The sequence below is a fragment of the Rothia dentocariosa ATCC 17931 genome (assembly GCF_000164695.2).
In the GTDB taxonomy this organism is placed as follows: Bacteria; Actinomycetota; Actinomycetes; order Actinomycetales; family Micrococcaceae; genus Rothia; species Rothia dentocariosa.
In genome coordinates this window covers 65,695-82,866 of record NC_014643.1, presented here as the reverse complement: position 1 = coordinate 82,866, position 17,172 = coordinate 65,695, and the positions used below count along the sequence as shown (strand labels likewise).

Annotated in this window: 15 protein-coding genes; 11 read left to right on the top strand and 4 right to left on the bottom strand. The window is 52.0% G+C overall.

What is annotated here, in order from left to right:
• The first annotated feature begins 1 nt into the window (after position 1).
• Entirely contained in the window at positions 2-1,006 is a 1,005-nt protein-coding gene (locus tag HMPREF0733_RS00370) for an electron transfer flavoprotein subunit alpha/FixB family protein (RefSeq protein WP_244864751.1), read from the top strand.
• A 55-nt stretch (positions 1,007-1,061) separates the two neighbouring features.
• Here the strand turns inward: HMPREF0733_RS00370 and HMPREF0733_RS00365 are convergent, their stop codons facing one another.
• Positions 1,062-1,667, bottom strand: coding sequence for a uracil-DNA glycosylase family protein (locus HMPREF0733_RS00365; protein ID WP_013397430.1), 606 nt, complete (start codon positions 1,665-1,667; stop codon positions 1,062-1,064).
• Positions 1,668-1,671: 4 nt separating this feature from the next.
• Positions 1,672-2,139, bottom strand: coding sequence for a tRNA (cytidine(34)-2'-O)-methyltransferase (locus HMPREF0733_RS00360; RefSeq protein ID WP_004005052.1), 468 nt, complete (start codon positions 2,137-2,139; stop codon positions 1,672-1,674).
• A gap of 137 nt (positions 2,140-2,276) precedes the next feature.
• On the opposite strand from HMPREF0733_RS00360, the gene HMPREF0733_RS00355 reads away from it, so the two are divergent.
• The 10 genes from HMPREF0733_RS00355 (at position 2,277) to secA (ending at position 15,291) form a co-directional block, all read left to right on the top strand.
• On the top strand, positions 2,277-3,506 hold the full coding sequence (locus tag HMPREF0733_RS00355; protein WP_013397428.1) for a cysteine desulfurase family protein: 1,230 nt from the start codon (positions 2,277-2,279) through the stop codon (positions 3,504-3,506).
• A gap of 97 nt (positions 3,507-3,603) precedes the next feature.
• Complete coding sequence (gene mnmA / locus HMPREF0733_RS00350) at positions 3,604-4,815, top strand: tRNA 2-thiouridine(34) synthase MnmA (protein WP_013397427.1); 1,212 nt, start codon at positions 3,604-3,606, stop codon at positions 4,813-4,815.
• Between the two features lie 28 nt (positions 4,816-4,843).
• Entirely contained in the window at positions 4,844-5,233 is a 390-nt protein-coding gene (locus HMPREF0733_RS00345) for a chorismate mutase (RefSeq protein WP_013397426.1), read from the top strand.
• Positions 5,234-5,250: 17 nt separating this feature from the next.
• Positions 5,251-6,510 (top strand): uroporphyrinogen decarboxylase/cobalamine-independent methonine synthase family protein, encoded by a 1,260-nt coding sequence (locus HMPREF0733_RS00340; protein ID WP_013397425.1) that lies wholly within the window; start codon positions 5,251-5,253, stop codon positions 6,508-6,510.
• A 37-nt stretch (positions 6,511-6,547) separates the two neighbouring features.
• Positions 6,548-7,243 carry an MtrAB system response regulator MtrA gene (mtrA, locus tag HMPREF0733_RS00335; protein ID WP_013397424.1) on the top strand — a complete coding sequence of 232 codons (696 nt, stop codon included), beginning with the start codon at positions 6,548-6,550 and terminating at the stop codon, positions 7,241-7,243.
• 54 nt (positions 7,244-7,297) lie between these two features.
• Complete coding sequence (mtrB, locus tag HMPREF0733_RS00330; protein WP_013397423.1) at positions 7,298-9,046, top strand: MtrAB system histidine kinase MtrB; 1,749 nt, start codon at positions 7,298-7,300, stop codon at positions 9,044-9,046.
• On the top strand, positions 9,046-10,788 hold the full coding sequence (locus HMPREF0733_RS00325) for an LpqB family beta-propeller domain-containing protein (protein ID WP_049775408.1): 1,743 nt from the start codon (positions 9,046-9,048) through the stop codon (positions 10,786-10,788). Before mtrB ends, HMPREF0733_RS00325 begins: the two co-directional genes overlap by 1 nt.
• A 184-nt stretch (positions 10,789-10,972) precedes the next feature.
• Positions 10,973-11,620: a ComF family protein gene (locus HMPREF0733_RS00320; protein WP_244864749.1), complete on the top strand. Its 648-nt coding sequence runs from the start codon at positions 10,973-10,975 to the stop codon at positions 11,618-11,620.
• 173 nt (positions 11,621-11,793) lie between these two features.
• Positions 11,794-12,429, top strand: a complete 636-nt coding sequence (hpf, locus tag HMPREF0733_RS00315) for a ribosome hibernation-promoting factor, HPF/YfiA family (protein ID WP_037231053.1) — start codon at positions 11,794-11,796, stop codon at positions 12,427-12,429.
• A gap of 252 nt (positions 12,430-12,681) precedes the next feature.
• Positions 12,682-15,291 carry a preprotein translocase subunit SecA gene (secA, locus tag HMPREF0733_RS00310; protein WP_013397419.1) on the top strand — a complete coding sequence of 870 codons (2,610 nt, stop codon included), beginning with the start codon at positions 12,682-12,684 and terminating at the stop codon, positions 15,289-15,291.
• A 74-nt stretch (positions 15,292-15,365) separates the two neighbouring features.
• Here the strand turns inward: secA and HMPREF0733_RS00305 are convergent, their stop codons facing one another.
• Both HMPREF0733_RS00305 and HMPREF0733_RS00300 read right to left on the bottom strand, forming a co-directional pair.
• Entirely contained in the window at positions 15,366-15,995 is a 630-nt protein-coding gene (locus tag HMPREF0733_RS00305; RefSeq protein WP_013397418.1) for an Rv3235 family protein, read from the bottom strand.
• A 57-nt stretch (positions 15,996-16,052) separates the two neighbouring features.
• Complete coding sequence (locus tag HMPREF0733_RS00300; protein WP_013397417.1) at positions 16,053-17,087, bottom strand: LysM peptidoglycan-binding domain-containing protein; 1,035 nt, start codon at positions 17,085-17,087, stop codon at positions 16,053-16,055.
• Positions 17,088-17,172 lie beyond the last annotated feature (85 nt).

The following is a 17,172-nucleotide window of genomic DNA, read 5'->3' as shown; positions in this document are numbered from 1 at the left end:
GATGACGACTGCATACCGTGTGCTGGTTATAGGCGGCACAACGAATTTTGCGACCGAACCTAGCAGTGTGGACCGAGAACTTTTAGCGTTGGCACGACTGCGAGCTGGTGTTGGACAGGGCGGAACTCAACTGGGAGTAATGACGTTCGCCCAAGGCTCCGCTGATATTGCGCAGTTTTACGCTAAACAGGGCGCGGCACGTGTCTTTGCCCCAGCGCAATCCATGACAGATACTTTGCCTGCTGCCCGCGTGGAACTCGCCGTACAGGCTATTACTGAGTTTGGTCCTGATGTGGTTCTTGCCCCGCATGATATTGACTCGATTGAGCTTCTGGGGCGCGTGGCCGTGCGCCTCGGGAATTCCGAGGCGGGATCTCGTCCCGTAGGCGTTGTGACGGGCGCTCATGACGTGGATGATGCGCTCAATATTCGTAAGAATGTTTTGGCGGGCGAGTACGACAGCACCGTGCGGGTTGAAGGTCTGCCGTTGGTAACCCTACGCCTCAACTCGGTAGATACGGCGGCGGCACCCACTGCGGTGGGGGAGGGTGTACTCACCACCTATACTCTGCCCGGGTACGATATGGTGCGCATCACCGAAATAACCGAGAAGCCTACATCTGCTCGCCCCAACCTTGAAGAAGCAGCTACCGTTGTGGCGGCTGGCCGCGGTATCGGCGGCAAGTTAGCCCCCATTGAGGATCTGGCGGATGCGCTCGGCGCCGCGATCGGTTCGACCCGCGCCGTCACAGACGCAGGCTGGCTGGATCACTCTACTCAGATTGGGCAAACCGGCAAGAGCGTTTCTCCCGAACTATACGTTTCCGTGGGTATTTCGGGGGCTCTTCAGCAGAAGGTCGGCATGGATACTTCAAAGACTATTGTCGCCATCAACAGGGATGCGGATGCGCCCATATTCGAGATTGCCGACTTTGGCGTCATTGGGGATCTTTTCACTGTCATCCCGCAGGCTGTTGAAGAAATTAAGAGGCGCCGCAACGCCTAGTTTCTAACAGGTCAGCGTCCTGGAAACCTAGACTAGGTTTTCAGGACGCTTTAGGCTATGCACCCAAGATTTTACGTACTCGCTCACGCAGATCGGGTATATTCTCGGCCTCAAACCAGGGATTACGCTTGCGCCAGCCAATATTGAGCGGAGAAGGGTGCACCAGAGGCACAAAACCCGGCAGATAATCCTCTGCGTGTGCCACCGTTTCCGTAAGGTTACTGCGAAGCCGCGGAGCAGAAACTCCATCGAGATAGTACTTTTGCGCATAGGCACCTACCAGAATGGTTAATTGTGCATGCGGCATCATGGCGCGCAGCCGCGGATGCCAACGCGGCGCAAAATCCTTACGCGGTGGTAAATCACCGTGCTTACCTTTTCCCGGATAATAAAAATCCATCGGCATCAGGGCAAACAGCTCTGGGTTATAAAACTCGTCATCGCTTACGCTCAACCATGTACGAAGTAACCGACCACTCACATCATTCCATGGAATACGAGTCTCTTGTGCAATACGCCCGGGTGCCTGACCCACCAGAATAATGCGTGATCGAGCGCTCGCCGAATATACGGGCTCCCACCCGCGTGACGTGTACTCGGCGTTCATCGGGTCGGCGGCTATATCCTCAAAAAGTAGGGGAACCTGGCGGTTGGCACACATACAACTAAATCTTTCCTCCCGTGAATCCGTGTTGGCGCCATGCCTCAAAAATTGCGATGGACGCGGAGTTCGCTAGATTAAGAGAGCGGCGCCCAGGAATCATGGGGATTTTTACGCGTTCTGTAATATGCTCATCCTGCTGTACATCGGCTGGTAAGCCCACGGACTCCGGACCAAACATAAGCACATCGCCATCACGATATTCAAGATCCGCATACGAGGTTGCTGCCGTGGTGGTAAAGGCGAAAACACGCGCAGGCATCATGGCTTTCCAAGCATCCTGCAGGGTCTTATGAACCGTTACGACCGCAAGATCGTGATAATCCAGCCCGGCACGGCGCAGATGCGCATCTTCAAAATTGAATCCTAGAGGCTCGACGAGGTGAAGTTCAGCCCCGGTTACTGCGGCCAGACGAATGGCGTTACCCGTATTCCCCGGAATTTCGGGGGTATAGAAAAGAATCTTGAACACGTACCCCAGTGTACCGCGCATGTTTCCACCGAACGTGACTCTTCGCAGGTTTAGCCTGCGGCGCATTTATGACGAATTCCTCCCGAAAGTTCGAGGAACAACGATAGAATAAGGGCAATACGCCAGAGGAGGAAATAGTGAACCGGGTCTACCTAGATCACGCAGCGACTACCGATGTCCTGCCAATTGCTATAGACGCAATGGTACAGCAGATGCGTGCGGGCGGTAACCCCTCCTCGCTGCACGCTACCGGACGCGATGCCCGTGCCACCGTTGAATATGCCCGCGAACGTATCGCCCGAGCTGTAGGATGCGATGCCGCCGAGGTTATTTTTACTTCTGGAGGAACAGAGGCAGACAACCTTGCGGTTAAGGGGATGTACTGGAAACGCAGGGAAGCAGACCCGGTGCGACGGCGCATCCTAGTATCAAGTATTGAGCATCATGCGGTGGAAGAAACCTGCGAATGGCTGCAGAAGACCGAGGGCGCGATTATCGACTGGATTCCGGTGGATTCGCAAGGGCTGGTAGACCCCGAAAACGTGCGGGAACTGATAGCCCAGAACCCTGCGGATGTTGCGTTAGTTACCGTTATGTGGGCAAATAATGAAGTTGGCACTGTACAGCCCATTCAAGATATTGCCGCCATAGCCTCTGAATACGGTATTCCCATGCATACGGATGCGGTGCAGGCTTTCGGTGCGGTACCCGTTAACTTCCGCGACAGCGGGGTTGATACGATGGCGATTTCCGGGCATAAAATTGGCGGTCCCATGGGCATCGGTGCGCTTATCGCCACACGAACAGCGCAGCTCACCCCGGTTTTGCACGGGGGCGGGCAAGAGCGTTCCGTGCGTTCCGGCACTATAGATGCCCCCGCGATCGCGGGATTTGCTGAGGCCGCCGCGCATGTGATTGAGCATCTTGAAGAAGAATCCATCCGTATTGCAGCACTTCGCAATGAGCTAATAGCGGCGGTACAGGCGGTTATTCCACAAGCTCACCTGAGCGGCATCGACCCAACGACTGAGGCCTTTCCTGGTGAAAAAAGGCTGCCTGCGAATGCTCATTTTACTTTTGAAGGCGCAGAAGGAGACACCATCCTCTTTCTGCTCGACATGCAGGGGATTCAAACCTCAACCGGTTCGGCCTGTAACGCGGGAGTAACAAGACCATCCCATGTGCTTCTCGCCATGGGGCTGGACGAAGACACCGCCCGCAGTGCGCAACGATTTACTCTTGGGCATTCCAGCACCGGCGAAGATATTGCTCGGTTGCTCGCGGCCCTGCCTGAAGCCTATGCACAGGCAGCAAAAGCGGGTCTTTCCTCACATCTGCCTGACGCTCAACGCTGGTACGGCGGATAATTGCGGCGAACCTGCGCACATGCAATAAGAAGCGTACAATAGAACCTCACATTTATTCTCACCACGAAACCGTACCCAACGTTTATAAGGAAACTCTGTGAAGATTTTGGCTGCTATGAGTGGCGGCGTCGATTCAGCTGTTGCTGCCGCCCGTGCCGTTGAGGCGGGGCATGAGGTAGTGGGCGTGCATTTGGCGCTTTCTCGTATGCCCGGAACGCTCCGCACCGGTTCTCGTGGGTGCTGCACCCTTGAAGATTCTATGGATGCGCGCCGCGTATGCGCCCAGTTGGGCATACCCTTCTTCGTATGGGACTTCTCGGAGCGTTTCAAGGAAGATGTAGTTGATGATTTTATCGCCGAATACGAAGCGGGACGAACCCCCAACCCCTGCATGCGCTGTAACGAGAAAATCAAATTTGCCGCGCTTTTGGAACGTGCCGTCTCCCTAGGGTTTGATGCGGTAGTTACCGGTCATTACGCCCGCGTTATCACCAACGACGACGGTAACCGAGAACTGCATCGAGCCGCAGACTGGGCAAAAGATCAGTCCTATGTGCTGGGCGTCCTTACCCACGAACAGCTCAAACACGCCTGGTTCCCCCTAGCAACCACGCCCTCGAAGGCAGAGGTTCGTGCGGAGGCTGAACGGCGTGGTTTTTCGGTTGCCAAGAAACCGGACTCTTACGATATTTGCTTTATTCCCGAGGGTGATACCCGTGCCTGGCTAGGCGAGCACATTCAAATGCGCCCTGGCATGATTAAAGACACCTCCGGCAATGTGGTGGGGGAACACCCTGGGGCTCAAGGATTTACTGTTGGGCAGCGTAAGGGGCTAGCCTTAGGCACTCCGGCGCCTGATGGGAAACCCCGCTTTGTTCTCGAAATCCGACCAAAAACGAATGAAGTTATTGTCGGTTCTCGTGAGTTACTTTCTATCGACGAAATCCGCGGAATTCGGGCCACCTGGGCTGGAATTCCTGTTCCGGAAGCAGAACATTTTCTTGCTCAGGAACCAAAACTCGGCGTGCGCAGCGAGACCTTTGATGTTACCGCTCAAGTGCGTGCACATGCAGACCCGGTACGCGGTACCGCGCATCTTGAATGGGCAGAAGATACCGATGCCGAAACCCCCGGAAAACTTCGTGTAGAGACTGTGGTGCGTCTGCACGATGGGCTCTTTGGCGTGGCACCCGGGCAAACTATGGTGCTTTACCAGGGCACACGAGTTTTAGGACAGTCCACCATAGCCCGTGCTTACTCACTTGCTCGTGAAGACCTTGATGATCTTCGTGAAAACGCAGCAGTGTAATAATGCTCGTAACCCTTAAGGACCTATAATGACCCAGCAAGAATTTGATCCGCGTGCCACCTCCATGGGAGACGAAGTTTCCGCCGAGGTTTACGAAGAACTCTTCGCGATGCGGCGCTCTATTGATAACTTCGATGCCGCGTTGGTTCATATTCTTGCGGAGCGTTTTCGAGCCACCCAGCGCGTTGGGGTTCTTAAAGCACAGCATAACCTGCCTGCGGGTGATCCAGGAAGAGAAGAAGCCCAGATAGCTCGTCTGAGGGCTATGGCGAAAGAGTCTAGTCTCGATCCCGAATTTGCGGAGAAATTTTTGAACTTCATTATTTCCGAGGTTATTCGACACCACGAAAAAATAGCGCACGCGCATAAGGACGAGCTGGCTCAAAACGATGATTCTCTCGACCGTCAGACGGATTAGATGCTAGCGTAGATTTGATGACCTCGTTCTCTACCAGATTTGCGGACGAAAACACCCGAAAACAGTATGTGCCCGAGCGCCTGCTGCTACCGGGTGATTATCGTGCACCCGAACGTGAGTTCGCTACCGAGCTTGCTGAGCGCGATACCGTTGCGGTACGAGCCAGCGGACTAGGCGAATTCCCCGGCACGCAGATAATAGATGCCCTGCATCGTGTGCGTGGTGAGTTGGGGCATCCGCATCTTCCATTCCTACCGGAGCTTCCAGAGCGTGGCTGGCAGAGCACTACTCTTGCTCGCACCATTGCCACGCTCTCTGGAATGGAACTTGAAGGCGCATCCTATGGATGGCGATTAGTTCATGCTAGAGGCGGCGGTACCCGCGAAAGTGCGCGTGCGCGATCCTGTTATGTCTCAGATATTAACGCACTCGCCGATGTCGTAGGCGGTGAGTCTTCTGGAGCTTCAGTGCCTGAGGATGCTGCGCCCAGTTTCAAAATTCAGCTGTGCGGACCATACACCCTTGCTGCGCGGGTCTATGCGCCTAATGGCGAGCGCGCCATCAGTGATGCGGGGGCGGCACGCGATATACGGGATGCCTTTCTAGAAGGGCTAGGGGAGAGCATCTCTCTTATCCGTCAAGCCCTCAACCAGCCCGAAGCCCGTCTTACGGTACAACTGGACGAGCCGGAACTTGGGCGCATTATTTCGGGTACTATCCCTACGGTGAGTGGTTTTCGCACTATCCCAGCGGTACCGGTTAGCGAAATCTACGAAAGTTACCGTATCTGCGCCAATACTTTTACCGAACTTACCATAACGCCTATGCTGAACCTCACCAAGGTTCCCTTGACGTATCCTGATGATCGCACGTCGAACCTCAGCTCTGTGGCAGATGCTTGCGCTATAGCCCGTACGTTTTCAACGGCAGATAATCCTGCCGAACTGCTTTTTGACCCGGACGAGGCAAGCCAGAATCTGATTCAGGCACAGCCTCTTAGCGACCCGCATCGCTGGGAAATAGCGGCAGCCGTACTAGAATCCGGAGCAAGGCTTTGGCTGCCCATCGTAGATTCGGATGCTATACCGCAGCAAGCACAGAGATTGTGGAGACTGTGGAATGATGTTGGACTACAGAAAACCGAGATACGTTCGGTTGGGCTAACACATCGTGCAAATACTACACATATAAACCCGCATGAGGCCACACTTCAGATGGCGAGAACCACAGAGTATGCGCGAATAGTCGCAGAAATGGCGGCTGAGGGCTTAGGATAATTACTATAATCACCGAATAATATAGAGGAGAGACGCCATGACCACCACCACCTCGACCGTCCTGGTCGTTGATGATGATGACGCTCTTGCAGAAATGATCGGCATTGTCCTGGCACAGGAGGGATATAACGCAGTTTTTTGCGAAAACGGCTCTCGCGCCTTTGAGACGTTTATGCGGCATTCACCAGATTTGGTATTGCTGGACCTCATGCTTCCGGGGAAGAGCGGTATCGAAGTCTGTGAGCAGATCCGTTCGTCATCTAATGTGCCTATTATCATGCTGACTGCTAAAAGCGATACTGAAGATGTGGTAAAAGGGCTGGAAGCTGGCGCTGACGATTACATCGCAAAGCCCTTTAAACATCTTGAGCTTATGGCTCGTATCCGTGCTCGTTTGCGCCCGCGTGAGAGCCGCCAGTTGGTGGTGCGGGTGGGAGATACCATCATGGATATGGATGGCCGAACCCTCAAGTATAAAGGTGTTGAAGTGCCTATGACACCTTTGGAATTCGACCTTCTTGCAGCTTTGGTTCGCCGTCCGGGGCAGGCTATGAGCCGTCAAGAGCTGTTAGAGACTGTTTGGGGCTACAGCGATGTGAGCGATTCTTTGGTAAACGTTCACGTGCAGCGTCTTCGCGCGAAGTTTACGGATATTGGTGCCGAACAGGTTATCCAAACGGTGCGCGGCGTCGGATATAAAGTACCCCTAGAGAACGTTGGAGGTGCCGCCTAACGTGATATTTCAGTCCGCTATGCGCATCTTCATGTCTGGAAAGTAACTTTGCCTATGCCCACACCTGACGCAACCTCTGGAGCCTCCGATAGTCGGGACTTGGACGCTAAGTCTAAGCCCCGGAAAAAGCGAACCCTCAACCCATTCCGCGCAATTCACCGGTTGTGGGTTCATTCTCTGCAATTTCGGTCCGTGACCAGCGCGGGCATCATGATGCTTATTGCTTTTATTGCGGTAGGAACCTCGCTGTCTAACCAGATTGCAACATCGCTTTTTGAGAATAAAAAGAACCAGGCGTTAGAAGAAACTAGTAAGGGATTTGAGACTGTACAGAGAGTGTTGGATCCTATTAGTGCGCGTGAAGACAGCGAAGTTCGACGTACTGTTAAACACAACCTCACGGTTCTTGACGCTGGCGGCGATACTCAGAGGCGCTGGGTTTTAGTGTCCTTGGATCAGCAATCGAAGAAGGGGTTTATTCCTGAGCAGAGTAGCGATAACGCGCCTCTAGATGCCTCAGTAATACCCACAGATTTTAAAGATACTGTGCGGGATTCTCCCGGTGTTTTTTGGGAGAAAACGACGCTTTCAGAACCTGGAAAATCCAATGGTGAGCCTTACCCGGCCTTGATTATTGGAACGAGTGTATCCATTCCTCAGAACCCCAATTATGGGCTGTTTATGGTGTACGACTTAAGCGAGTCTGAATCGACCATTACGTATATCAATGTTGTGTTAAGTACTGGATTCACAGTGTTGCTGATTCTAGTACTTTCAATTGTGTGGTTTGTCACTCGCTTAGTGGTACGCCCGATCACTTCGACCGCTATTACAGCAGAGAAACTTGCTGCCGGTGACCTAAACCGCCGCGTTAACATTCGTGGTAAACATCAGGCTGCGCGATTAGGAATTTCCTTTAACAAAATGGCGGATAGCCTGCAGGATCAGATTACACAGCTGGAGAGACTATCGACGCTGCAGCAGCGATTCGTCTCGGACGTGTCGCATGAGCTGCGTACACCGTTGTCGACGGTACGTCTGAGCAGCGAACTCCTTTATGACTCGCGTGACACCCTCAATCCTGTGCAGTCGCGCAGTGTGGAGCTTATGCATAACCAGGTGGATCGCTTCCAAGCCTTGCTTTCTGACCTTCTGGAGATTTCGCGTTTTGATGCAGGCAGCGCCGTTTTGAACATCGACGCTGAAGACTTTATGAGTGTTCTTAACGATGTTTTGGTCGAGGTTATTCCGCATCTGGAACGTACCGGGACCAGGCTTATTGTGCATTCTGAGCAGGCGCATATTGATATTGATATCGATAGGGTTCGTATTGAACGTGTTTTGCGTAACCTCCTCTTTAACGCTATTGAGCATGGTGAATCCAAGCCCGTCGATATTTACATCGCCACGAATGCAACAAACTTGGGTGTGGCGGTACGCGATCATGGCATCGGTTTGAGTGAGGAGGAAGCAGCACAGGTCTTCAACCGCTTCTGGTGTGCAGATACCTCACGCAAACGTACTCTAGGGGGTACTGAGTTGGGCTTGTCTATTACCGCCGAGGATGTACGTTTGCACGGTGGGCGTATTGAGGCTTGGGGCATAAAAGGAAAAGGCGCCTGCTTCACGATGAACTTGCCGCTTGTTCAGGGGGGAGAGCTCGGTCCTTCCCCGGTCTTGATTACCGGAGAACCTGAGCCAGAGGCATATGCTCACAGCGCTCTTGCGGGCGATACTCTTTCGACATCATTGCGTAAAACCCGTCATGAAACTCAAGATGATGCGTCTGAAGGACAGATATAATGCGCAGAATATTTCAAAACTCTTCGCACAAACAGACGCTGTCAGAGACCCTGCCCACTCTTTCACGCCGCACGATGCTTCTGGGCGGAGTCGGAAGTATTGCTTTATTGGTGCAGGCATGCTCTGGATTGCCAGATCCCAAGGGTATTCAAAAGTATTCAGAGTCTTTGGATAATGCAGACGATAGAAAGTCTGCAATCCATGCTATGAGTCCTCAGGTTGGCGGAACTCCGGAAGGCATTATTGAAGGCTTTCTGCGTGCTGGTGTTGATAGCTCCGATAATTACGGAGTGGCTCGCCAGTACTTAACGACAGAGTTTGCTCAACAATGGGTTCCAGAGGTTCAGACCCGTATATATTCTGAGACCGCGCGTATCACTCGTGGCGAGGATAATATTTATAAGGTTTCGATTAAGCAAACTGCTCGTGTGGATGAGCGAGGTTTAGTTACTTCCTTTATCAACGCTCCTGCACCAACTCCGGAAACGTTCGAGATGATTCAGGAGGGCGGTGAGTGGCGCATACGTAACTGCCCCAACGGGTTGTGGATAGACGGTAGTGAATTTGACCGTTCTTTCAAATCCTACCGTCTGTATTACTACGATCCTAGCTATACCTACGCGGTGCCAGATTTACGCTGGTTCGCACGTAGCGATGAAATTTTTAAAACGCTGGCTCAAACCCTAATCATGGGACCAGCAAATTATCTCAAGGAATCTGTCTTCTCAGCGACTTATGAGTCCATGAAAGTTAATGGTGCTAACTTTGACGCTGAAAAACATACGATAAAGGTTGATTTTGGAGGCGAATCTACAGATGAACTTCAATTAGCACGTTTACGCCAGCAGATTGTGCATCTTGCCAGCAATTTTACGGGTATTGAGACTGTAGTTTTCTGCTATAACGGCCACGAAATTTCATCATCAGATAAGCCCGAAGGATTTCATGAAATACCTTTGGTGACGCAGTCTAATACTAGAATTGTGGCGCTTAATGAAGACCGTTTAGTAACTCAGCGTGATTTTGATGCTGGGGATTCGCAGCGCACGCTAGTGGAAAAAATTAAGGATCCTTCGGCGCCAACTATCGGATATGACGGCACTACCTACGCTTACTTAAGCGAGGGGCGTAAAAAGCTTTATACAGTGCGCGATACAAATTCCTCAAAAGTTTGGGAAACACGCGACTTATCTCGCCCCAGCATTGACCATTATGGATGGGTATGGGCCACCGATCATAGCGGAACAGTACGCGCCTTTAACCCGGCATCCGATAGCGTTGAGGAAAGAGAAAAAGGCATTAACATCTCTGTTCCCTGGCAAAATGGTCTCGTTTTTAACTCTCTTAAAATTTCACGGGACGGCACTCGGGGCGCGTTTATCACCACGCGAGATAATGCGTCAATGCTAGTTATTTCAGGGATTATACGTGATGAGAGTGGCAAACCGCGTAGCTTTACCGAATTAGTGCGGGTTAACGCCTCTGTATCTCCCCATTGTGTAGATTGGGCGGGAGAACAGACCCTTGCCGTCGTCAACACCACCACAGGGGAAGCAGAACTAACCTCTCTCAACAGTGAGGAGACAAAGCTGGATCGGTTGGAGGGACTGCGCTCTATGTCTGCAGCAGGGGACAGCGGTCATATTATTGGGCATGTCGATACGGGAGAGTGCTATCTTCTGGAAGACCGCGGTTGGAAACTCATAAGCGGATCGCTGAGTGAGATTACGTACGCAGGATAAAAGAGCAATGGATAAAACACCTCGAAAGAGAGGTAAAAAGGCTCTTTACGCAGTGTGGGAGCTGTTCTTTCCGGCAACATGTGTCGGATGCGGTGTAGGCGGTACGGCGCTTTTAGATGCTGCCGGTACTCGCCGGGCTTTATGTACTCGGTGCGAGACTTCACTGAGAAAACAAACCTCCGCCGTGCACACTCCTGTGCTGCAGCACCCCGTACCGGGAGCGGTTGCAGCAGGTATCTATGAGAAAACACTCGCGCATGTGATCCTTTCCATGAAGAATGCGGGCCGCACTGATGCGGTTCCCGAACTAGCGCGCGCATTGGGCAGGGCCGTGGCAACGATTATTGACCGTGCGCAAGTTCCCGCAGGAACGCGCATCCTATTGATACCCGCCCCTTCATCACAACGTAGCGTGCAGCGTCGTGGTTACGTACCGGCTGAGTTGCTTGCGCGACAGGTAGAACACGAGCTTAATCGTTCTGTAGCTCTGTACAGACGTAAAGTGCGGGTGAAGACACATCATATCTTGAGTTTAGAAAAAGAAAACATATACCAGCGTTTAATAAGGCCGAATACAGCAGGACAGAAAACGCTCGGAGTTAGCGCGCGAGCCCAGCGTATGGAGGGAGCGATGCGGGTGTCACCCAGAGCAAGTGTAGCTGGGGCACTGTGCATTGTGTGCGATGATGTGATGACTACCGGTGCCACCGTGTTTGAAGCATCACGAGTCTTGCACCAGGGTGGCGCGAGAGTTCTGGGAGCAGCCTGTGTAGCTGCTGTGTCGATGCAGAAAAAAGTGGACGAGGAAGCCCTTATGGTACACCCGGACTAAGGCTATTCTGCGTTTTGATACACAGTGTTCGTACTACGAAAATAATTGTCATTTCCGGTGACATGCACCATAAGAATGTAATAAAATAATGACAAGGAGCCTCAAGGACGGGCTCCCGGTATCGAACTCAACCGAGTACGGTGCATAACCCCCACACTTTGGAGGGAAATATCGTGGAAGTCAACATCTACGGACGTAATATCAAGATTTCGGATCGTCTTCGTGAATATGTCGAAGAGAAGGTCGAAAAGTTCGAGCAGCTTGGCGACAACGTGAGCGATATCGACGTCAAAGTTACTAAAGATGGCCATCTTGGTGGCGAGTCAATTCGTGTTGAGATTACCGTTGTTGGACGTGGACCGGTGCTTCGTGCAGAAGCCCAAGGACATGATAAATTTGCGGTCTTTGATGAGACTTATGGAAAGCTCTTGGAACGCCTGCGTCGAGCACGTGATCGTCGTAAGCTACGCAAACATGGTGGTAAGCATCCTGTTTCTGTCGCAGATGCTACAGGATCGCTTCCTACGGTTACCGAGACGATTACGGAAATTTTGCTACCCGATGTTCCTGTTGAAGAAGCAGCCTTCGACAATAGCGAGGTTACCCTCGTCGATGAAGCAGCTTCACCAATTGAGATTCGTCACAAGAGTTTTGTAGGTGAAAAGCTGACTCCGGCAGAAGCCGTGGATCGTATGGAGCTCGTTGGTCATGACTTCTACCTTTATATTGACAAAGAAACAGGAGCACCGGCAGCCGCATATCGCCGTAAAGGATGGAGCTACGGTATTATCACTCTCACCGAAGAGTAGACGACACTCCTCATTATTAATACTCATTTAGATTTAGAACCCGAAATGCTTTCTTTCTAGCGAGTGTTTCGGGTTCTGCTATATTCCTGTGAGGAAAATAATTATTATTTCTACCCGCGCAGAGCGTAAAAATGAGGACTGTGACTGTCAGATGGATACCTCTGCCCTACAATAGTTAGGAAAGCCTCAAGCCGTGGGCGCATTTTGTGTCGCCCTCATGAGGGGACGAAGACAACAAGGAGTAGAAGCTCAGTGGCATCTTTCTTAGAGAAAATCCTCCGCACTGGCGATAAAAAAATTCTTCGACAGTTAGAAGCGTATAGCGCGGCGGTCGATTCGCTTGAGGATAGTTTTGCGTCTATGACCGATGCCGAGCTTCGCGGCGAGACCGATAAGTTCCGTGCCCGAATTGAGGACGGCGAATCCCTGGATATTATGCTTCCTGAAGCCTTCGCTGTTGTCCGGGAAGCATCTAAGCGTACCCTTGGAAAACGTCACTACAAGGTTCAGGTTATGGGCGGAGCTGCCCTGCATTTGGGAAATATCGCTGAGATGAAAACCGGTGAGGGTAAAACTCTTGTCGCAACTCTGCCCGCATACCTAAACGCACTCAGTGGCAAAGGTGTGCACGTGGTAACGGTGAATGATTACCTTGCTGAATATCAGGCGAATCTGATGGGTCGTGTCTACCGGTTCCTTGGTATGGAATCTGGCGTGATTCTCTCGTCGATGGACCCGGACCAACGCCGTAAACAGTATGAAGCCGATATTACCTACGGTACGAATAATGAGTTTGGCTTCGATTACCTGCGTGACAATATGGCATGGACCGTTGACGAGCAGGTACAGCGCGGGCATAACTTTGCCATTATTGATGAGGTCGATTCGATCTTGATTGATGAGGCGCGTACCCCCCTTATTATCTCGGGACCAGCTGCAGGTGAAGCGAACCGTTGGTACGGTGAATTCGCGCGCATCGCAAAAAACGTTCTTAAAGAAGATGAAGATTACGAGGTAGACGAGAAAAAACGCACCGTCGGTATTCTCGAATCTGGCATCGATAAAGTTGAAGACCATTTGGGTATTAAGAATCTGTACGAATCCAGGAATACTCCACTTATTGGTTTCTTAAATAACTCCATCAAAGCGAAAGAGCTGTTTACCAATAACAAAGACTATGTGGTGATCGACGGTGAAGTCCTGATCGTGGATGAGCACACTGGTCGTATTCTTCCTGGACGCCGCTATAACGATGGCATCCATCAGGCTATTGAGGCTAAAGAAGGCGTCGAAATTAAGCCTGAAAACCAGACGATGGCAACCGTAACCTTGCAGAACTATTTCCGTATGTACGATAAGCTTTCCGGCATGACTGGTACTGCGGAGACTGAGGCTTCTGAATTTATGAGCACCTACGAGCTGGGTGTTGTTGCTATTCCCACGAATAAGGATGTGCAGCGTATTGACAACCCGGATAAGGTGTACCGTAACGAGGTAGCCAAGTTCAAAGCCGTTGTTAAAGACATTAAGAAACGCCATGAAAAGGGACAGCCTATTCTGGTGGGTACGACGAGCGTTGAGAAGTCGGAGTACCTCTCGCGTCAACTTGCAAAAGAAGGTGTGCGCCATGAGGTGTTGAACGCCAAGAACAATGAGCGTGAGGCTCACATCGTGGCTCAGGCAGGGCGCAAGGGTGCCGTAACGGTGGCTACCAACATGGCAGGTCGTGGTACCGATATTATGCTTGGTGGTAACCCAGAATTCGAGGCTGTCGCCAAGATGGCTGAATTGGGTCTTGACCCGAATCGCGATTCTGAAGCATATGAGAAACGCTGGCCCGACATTCTGGAACAGTGTGAGGAAGAGGCAGCGGCCGAGCACGATGAGGTAACGGAACTTGGTGGTCTTTATGTGCTAGGCACCGAACGCCATGAGTCGCGCCGCATCGATAACCAGCTGCGTGGTCGTTCTGGCCGTCAGGGTGACCCTGGCGAGTCCCGGTTCTACCTTTCACTCACTGACGAACTTATGCGCCTGTTTAATACCGGCGCTGCAACCCGCCTCATGGCGATGGCTCCGGAAGATTCTTCTCTAGATTCGAAGTTGGTGACACGTGCTATCGCGACTGCGCAATCAAACGTTGAGTCACGTAACGCAGAACAGCGTAAGAACGTGCTGAAATACGATGATGTTCTTAACCGTCAGCGTGAAGCCATCTATAAGGACCGTTCTCTGATTCTGCACGGCGACGATCTCAAGGAACAGATCTCTGGTTTCGTGGACGAGGTCTTGACGACCGCCATTGACGAACGTGTCAGCGAAGGGCACGCAGAAGATTGGGACCTTGACGACCTGTGGGAGGCTCTTGAGAGCATCTATCCCGTCAGTATTACCGCCGACGACCTGGCGGAAGACGCCGGGGATCGAACCCAGATTACTCGCGACCAGATAGTCAAAGAGATCCTTGCAGACGCGCATCTTGTCTACGATGAACGCGAAGAATCTGTAGGCGAAGATTCTATGCGTGAGATTGAGCGTCGTGTAATGCTCTCGACTATTGGAGAACGCTGGCCTGAACATCTGTACGAGATGGACTACCTGAAAGAAGGCATCGGACTACGTGCGATGGCACAACGCGACCCCCTAGTGGAATACCAGCGTGAGGGCTACAGCATGTACCAGGCTATGCTTGATGCTATTCGTGAAGAGACCGTTAGTTACCTCTTCAATTTGGATTTGTCGAAGCAGCGAACCAAGGCCTCGGCGGTGCAGCTTCAGTCTCCGAGCCGCCCAAAGTTCTTGCAGTACTCTGCACCCAATGAAGAAGGTGGCACCGATGTTCGTGTAGAGAACGCTGACTAGCAGCTTCTTCACTATTTTTATTATGCATGTGGGCACTCCCAAAAGCTTGGGGTGCCCACATCTGGTTATGCGGTTTAGATAAAGTGCAGTGCAGTAATATACCACCCGCCGTAGCGAGCCTGCACCCGCATTGCCATAGCCCTGGTTACAACACCGTCCGTGAGAATAATACATGCCTCATATGTCTCGTCATTAAGTCTTTGAGCACGGCTCCGCGCTACGTGCGGGGTCTTGGTAAAAGCGAGATAACTAGCATGTTGCTCTTGTGAGGAACGGCGCTGTTCCAACGCCGTGAAGCATTCGGGTGATAGCCAGTGTTTGAACTGCTGTGCGGATCGCTTTTTCATAAGAACCTCAAGAACCGCTAAACCTATGCCTGCGCAAAGCGACTCAATGCGTAGGGTTCCAGAATCGGAGCGCTTAAGAGGTCGCCCGTGAGATGCACTTTTCCGGGAACGAATGCGTGCCCTAACAGCAGTGTTCTGTGGCAACATATGGTGAGATTCTCTATTCTGTTGATCTTGAGCGTACATATTGATCGGGGAGAGGACTACTCCATATTGTGATTGGACAAGATTTCCTGGCGCGGTCGATGGTGGTACATCGGGAATATCACCCTGTTGCGCTCTGGCGGCTGCTTCTTCGAGAAGATGGCTCTCGATCTTCTTGGAGAGATCGTGAAGAGAAATATTGATAGCGGTCATGATTTAGCTCCTTTGCATAGTGGTTGGGCATATCGGTCGAGAAGAAAAATAGCGTACTTATCGGTCAGGCAATGTGAGAGTTTGACCCGGATATAGGATATTGGGGTTATCCCCCATAACGTCCAGGTTGGCAGCGTGAATTCTCAGGGAGTATTCCAGAATCTCCGGAGGAGAGGCATCGTCGCTCAGCTCGTGGCAGGCAATGGACCAGAGAGAATCACCCACAACAACTTGGTGGCTGGAACGCGTAGTGTGGTTTCGAGATGCTGGTGCTACCTCTCTGGAAGGTGCGCCTTCTCGTTGGCCGCCGAAGAACGGGCTCAAACTCTGATGTTCTGCTTGAGGCTGGGTTGTTGAAGGAACCGCCGGTTCGGCAGATATGTATGGCGGCGGTGTACCATAGGGCTGCGCGTAGGGTGAAAGACTTGGACGCTGCTGCTGGTGCTTTTTAACGGGTACTGCCGGGCTCTCAGAATACTCATGAGGAGAAGCGGAGGCCGCCCCAGTAACCTGCGGAGATGAGGCAGCAGCCTGGTAGAACGGAGAGTTCTGAGACGGTACCCCTTGAGGGGTTCCTGCGGCTGACTCCTGCGGTGAAGCATTCGCCTCCGTGCTGGGCGTAGAATTTTCCACAGATGCCTCTGACGACGAAGCCGAGTGGGCAGCAGGGGAAGCCGAAAGCTGAGACGGCGCAGATATTGCAGGGCTGCTGATATTCGGATGCGCATCTGCGGCCTGTGCAGGTGCAAATGCCGCGCTAAGACCTAATGCTGCACCGCCTAGAGTAAGAATAGTGTTGCGTATATACCGGGGGAGCAGAAAAGTTCCACGATCCTCACGGTGGTGCAGGTGTATGGAACCGGCTCTGACTTTCAGAAGGTATCCAACACCGAGGATAACGCCAAGAGCCCACCAGAGCATGACGGCTGCAGAGAGGACTTCAACGCTCATCATCATAGCGTTTTCCAAACCCGTCAAAGATACAGATATAACGCGAACACTATGCGCTAGCGCCCCTGAGAGAACGGATAGCGTGGGAACGCCGATGCTGAGCACTCCATCAAGGACGCTCATCTGAGCTTGTGACTTCATCGTATTCCCCCTTGGCGTTGGTAGTCGTTGATGTTCTTATATGTTATGTTTACCGTGCCTACATGGTTGATGTAAATCTGAGGGG

What these genes read in the sequence shown, in the direction of transcription:
- HMPREF0733_RS00370 (WP_244864751.1), top strand. Translation starts at nt 2, where the DNA reads ATGACGACTGCATACCGTGTGCTGGTTATAGGCGGCACAACGAATTTT.
- HMPREF0733_RS00365 (WP_013397430.1), bottom strand. Translation starts at nt 1,667, where the DNA reads ATGTGTGCCAACCGCCAGGTTCCCCTACTTTTTGAGGATATAGCCGCC.
- HMPREF0733_RS00345 (WP_013397426.1), top strand. Translation starts at nt 4,844, where the DNA reads ATGACCCAGCAAGAATTTGATCCGCGTGCCACCTCCATGGGAGACGAA.
- HMPREF0733_RS00340 (WP_013397425.1), top strand. Translation starts at nt 5,251, where the DNA reads ATGACCTCGTTCTCTACCAGATTTGCGGACGAAAACACCCGAAAACAG.
- mtrA (WP_013397424.1), top strand. Translation starts at nt 6,548, where the DNA reads ATGACCACCACCACCTCGACCGTCCTGGTCGTTGATGATGATGACGCT.
- mtrB (WP_013397423.1), top strand. Translation starts at nt 7,298, where the DNA reads ATGCCCACACCTGACGCAACCTCTGGAGCCTCCGATAGTCGGGACTTG.
- HMPREF0733_RS00325 (WP_049775408.1), top strand. Translation starts at nt 9,046, where the DNA reads ATGCGCAGAATATTTCAAAACTCTTCGCACAAACAGACGCTGTCAGAG.
- HMPREF0733_RS00305 (WP_013397418.1), bottom strand. Translation starts at nt 15,995, where the DNA reads ATGACCGCTATCAATATTTCTCTTCACGATCTCTCCAAGAAGATCGAG.
- HMPREF0733_RS00300 (WP_013397417.1), bottom strand. Translation starts at nt 17,087, where the DNA reads ATGAAGTCACAAGCTCAGATGAGCGTCCTTGATGGAGTGCTCAGCATC.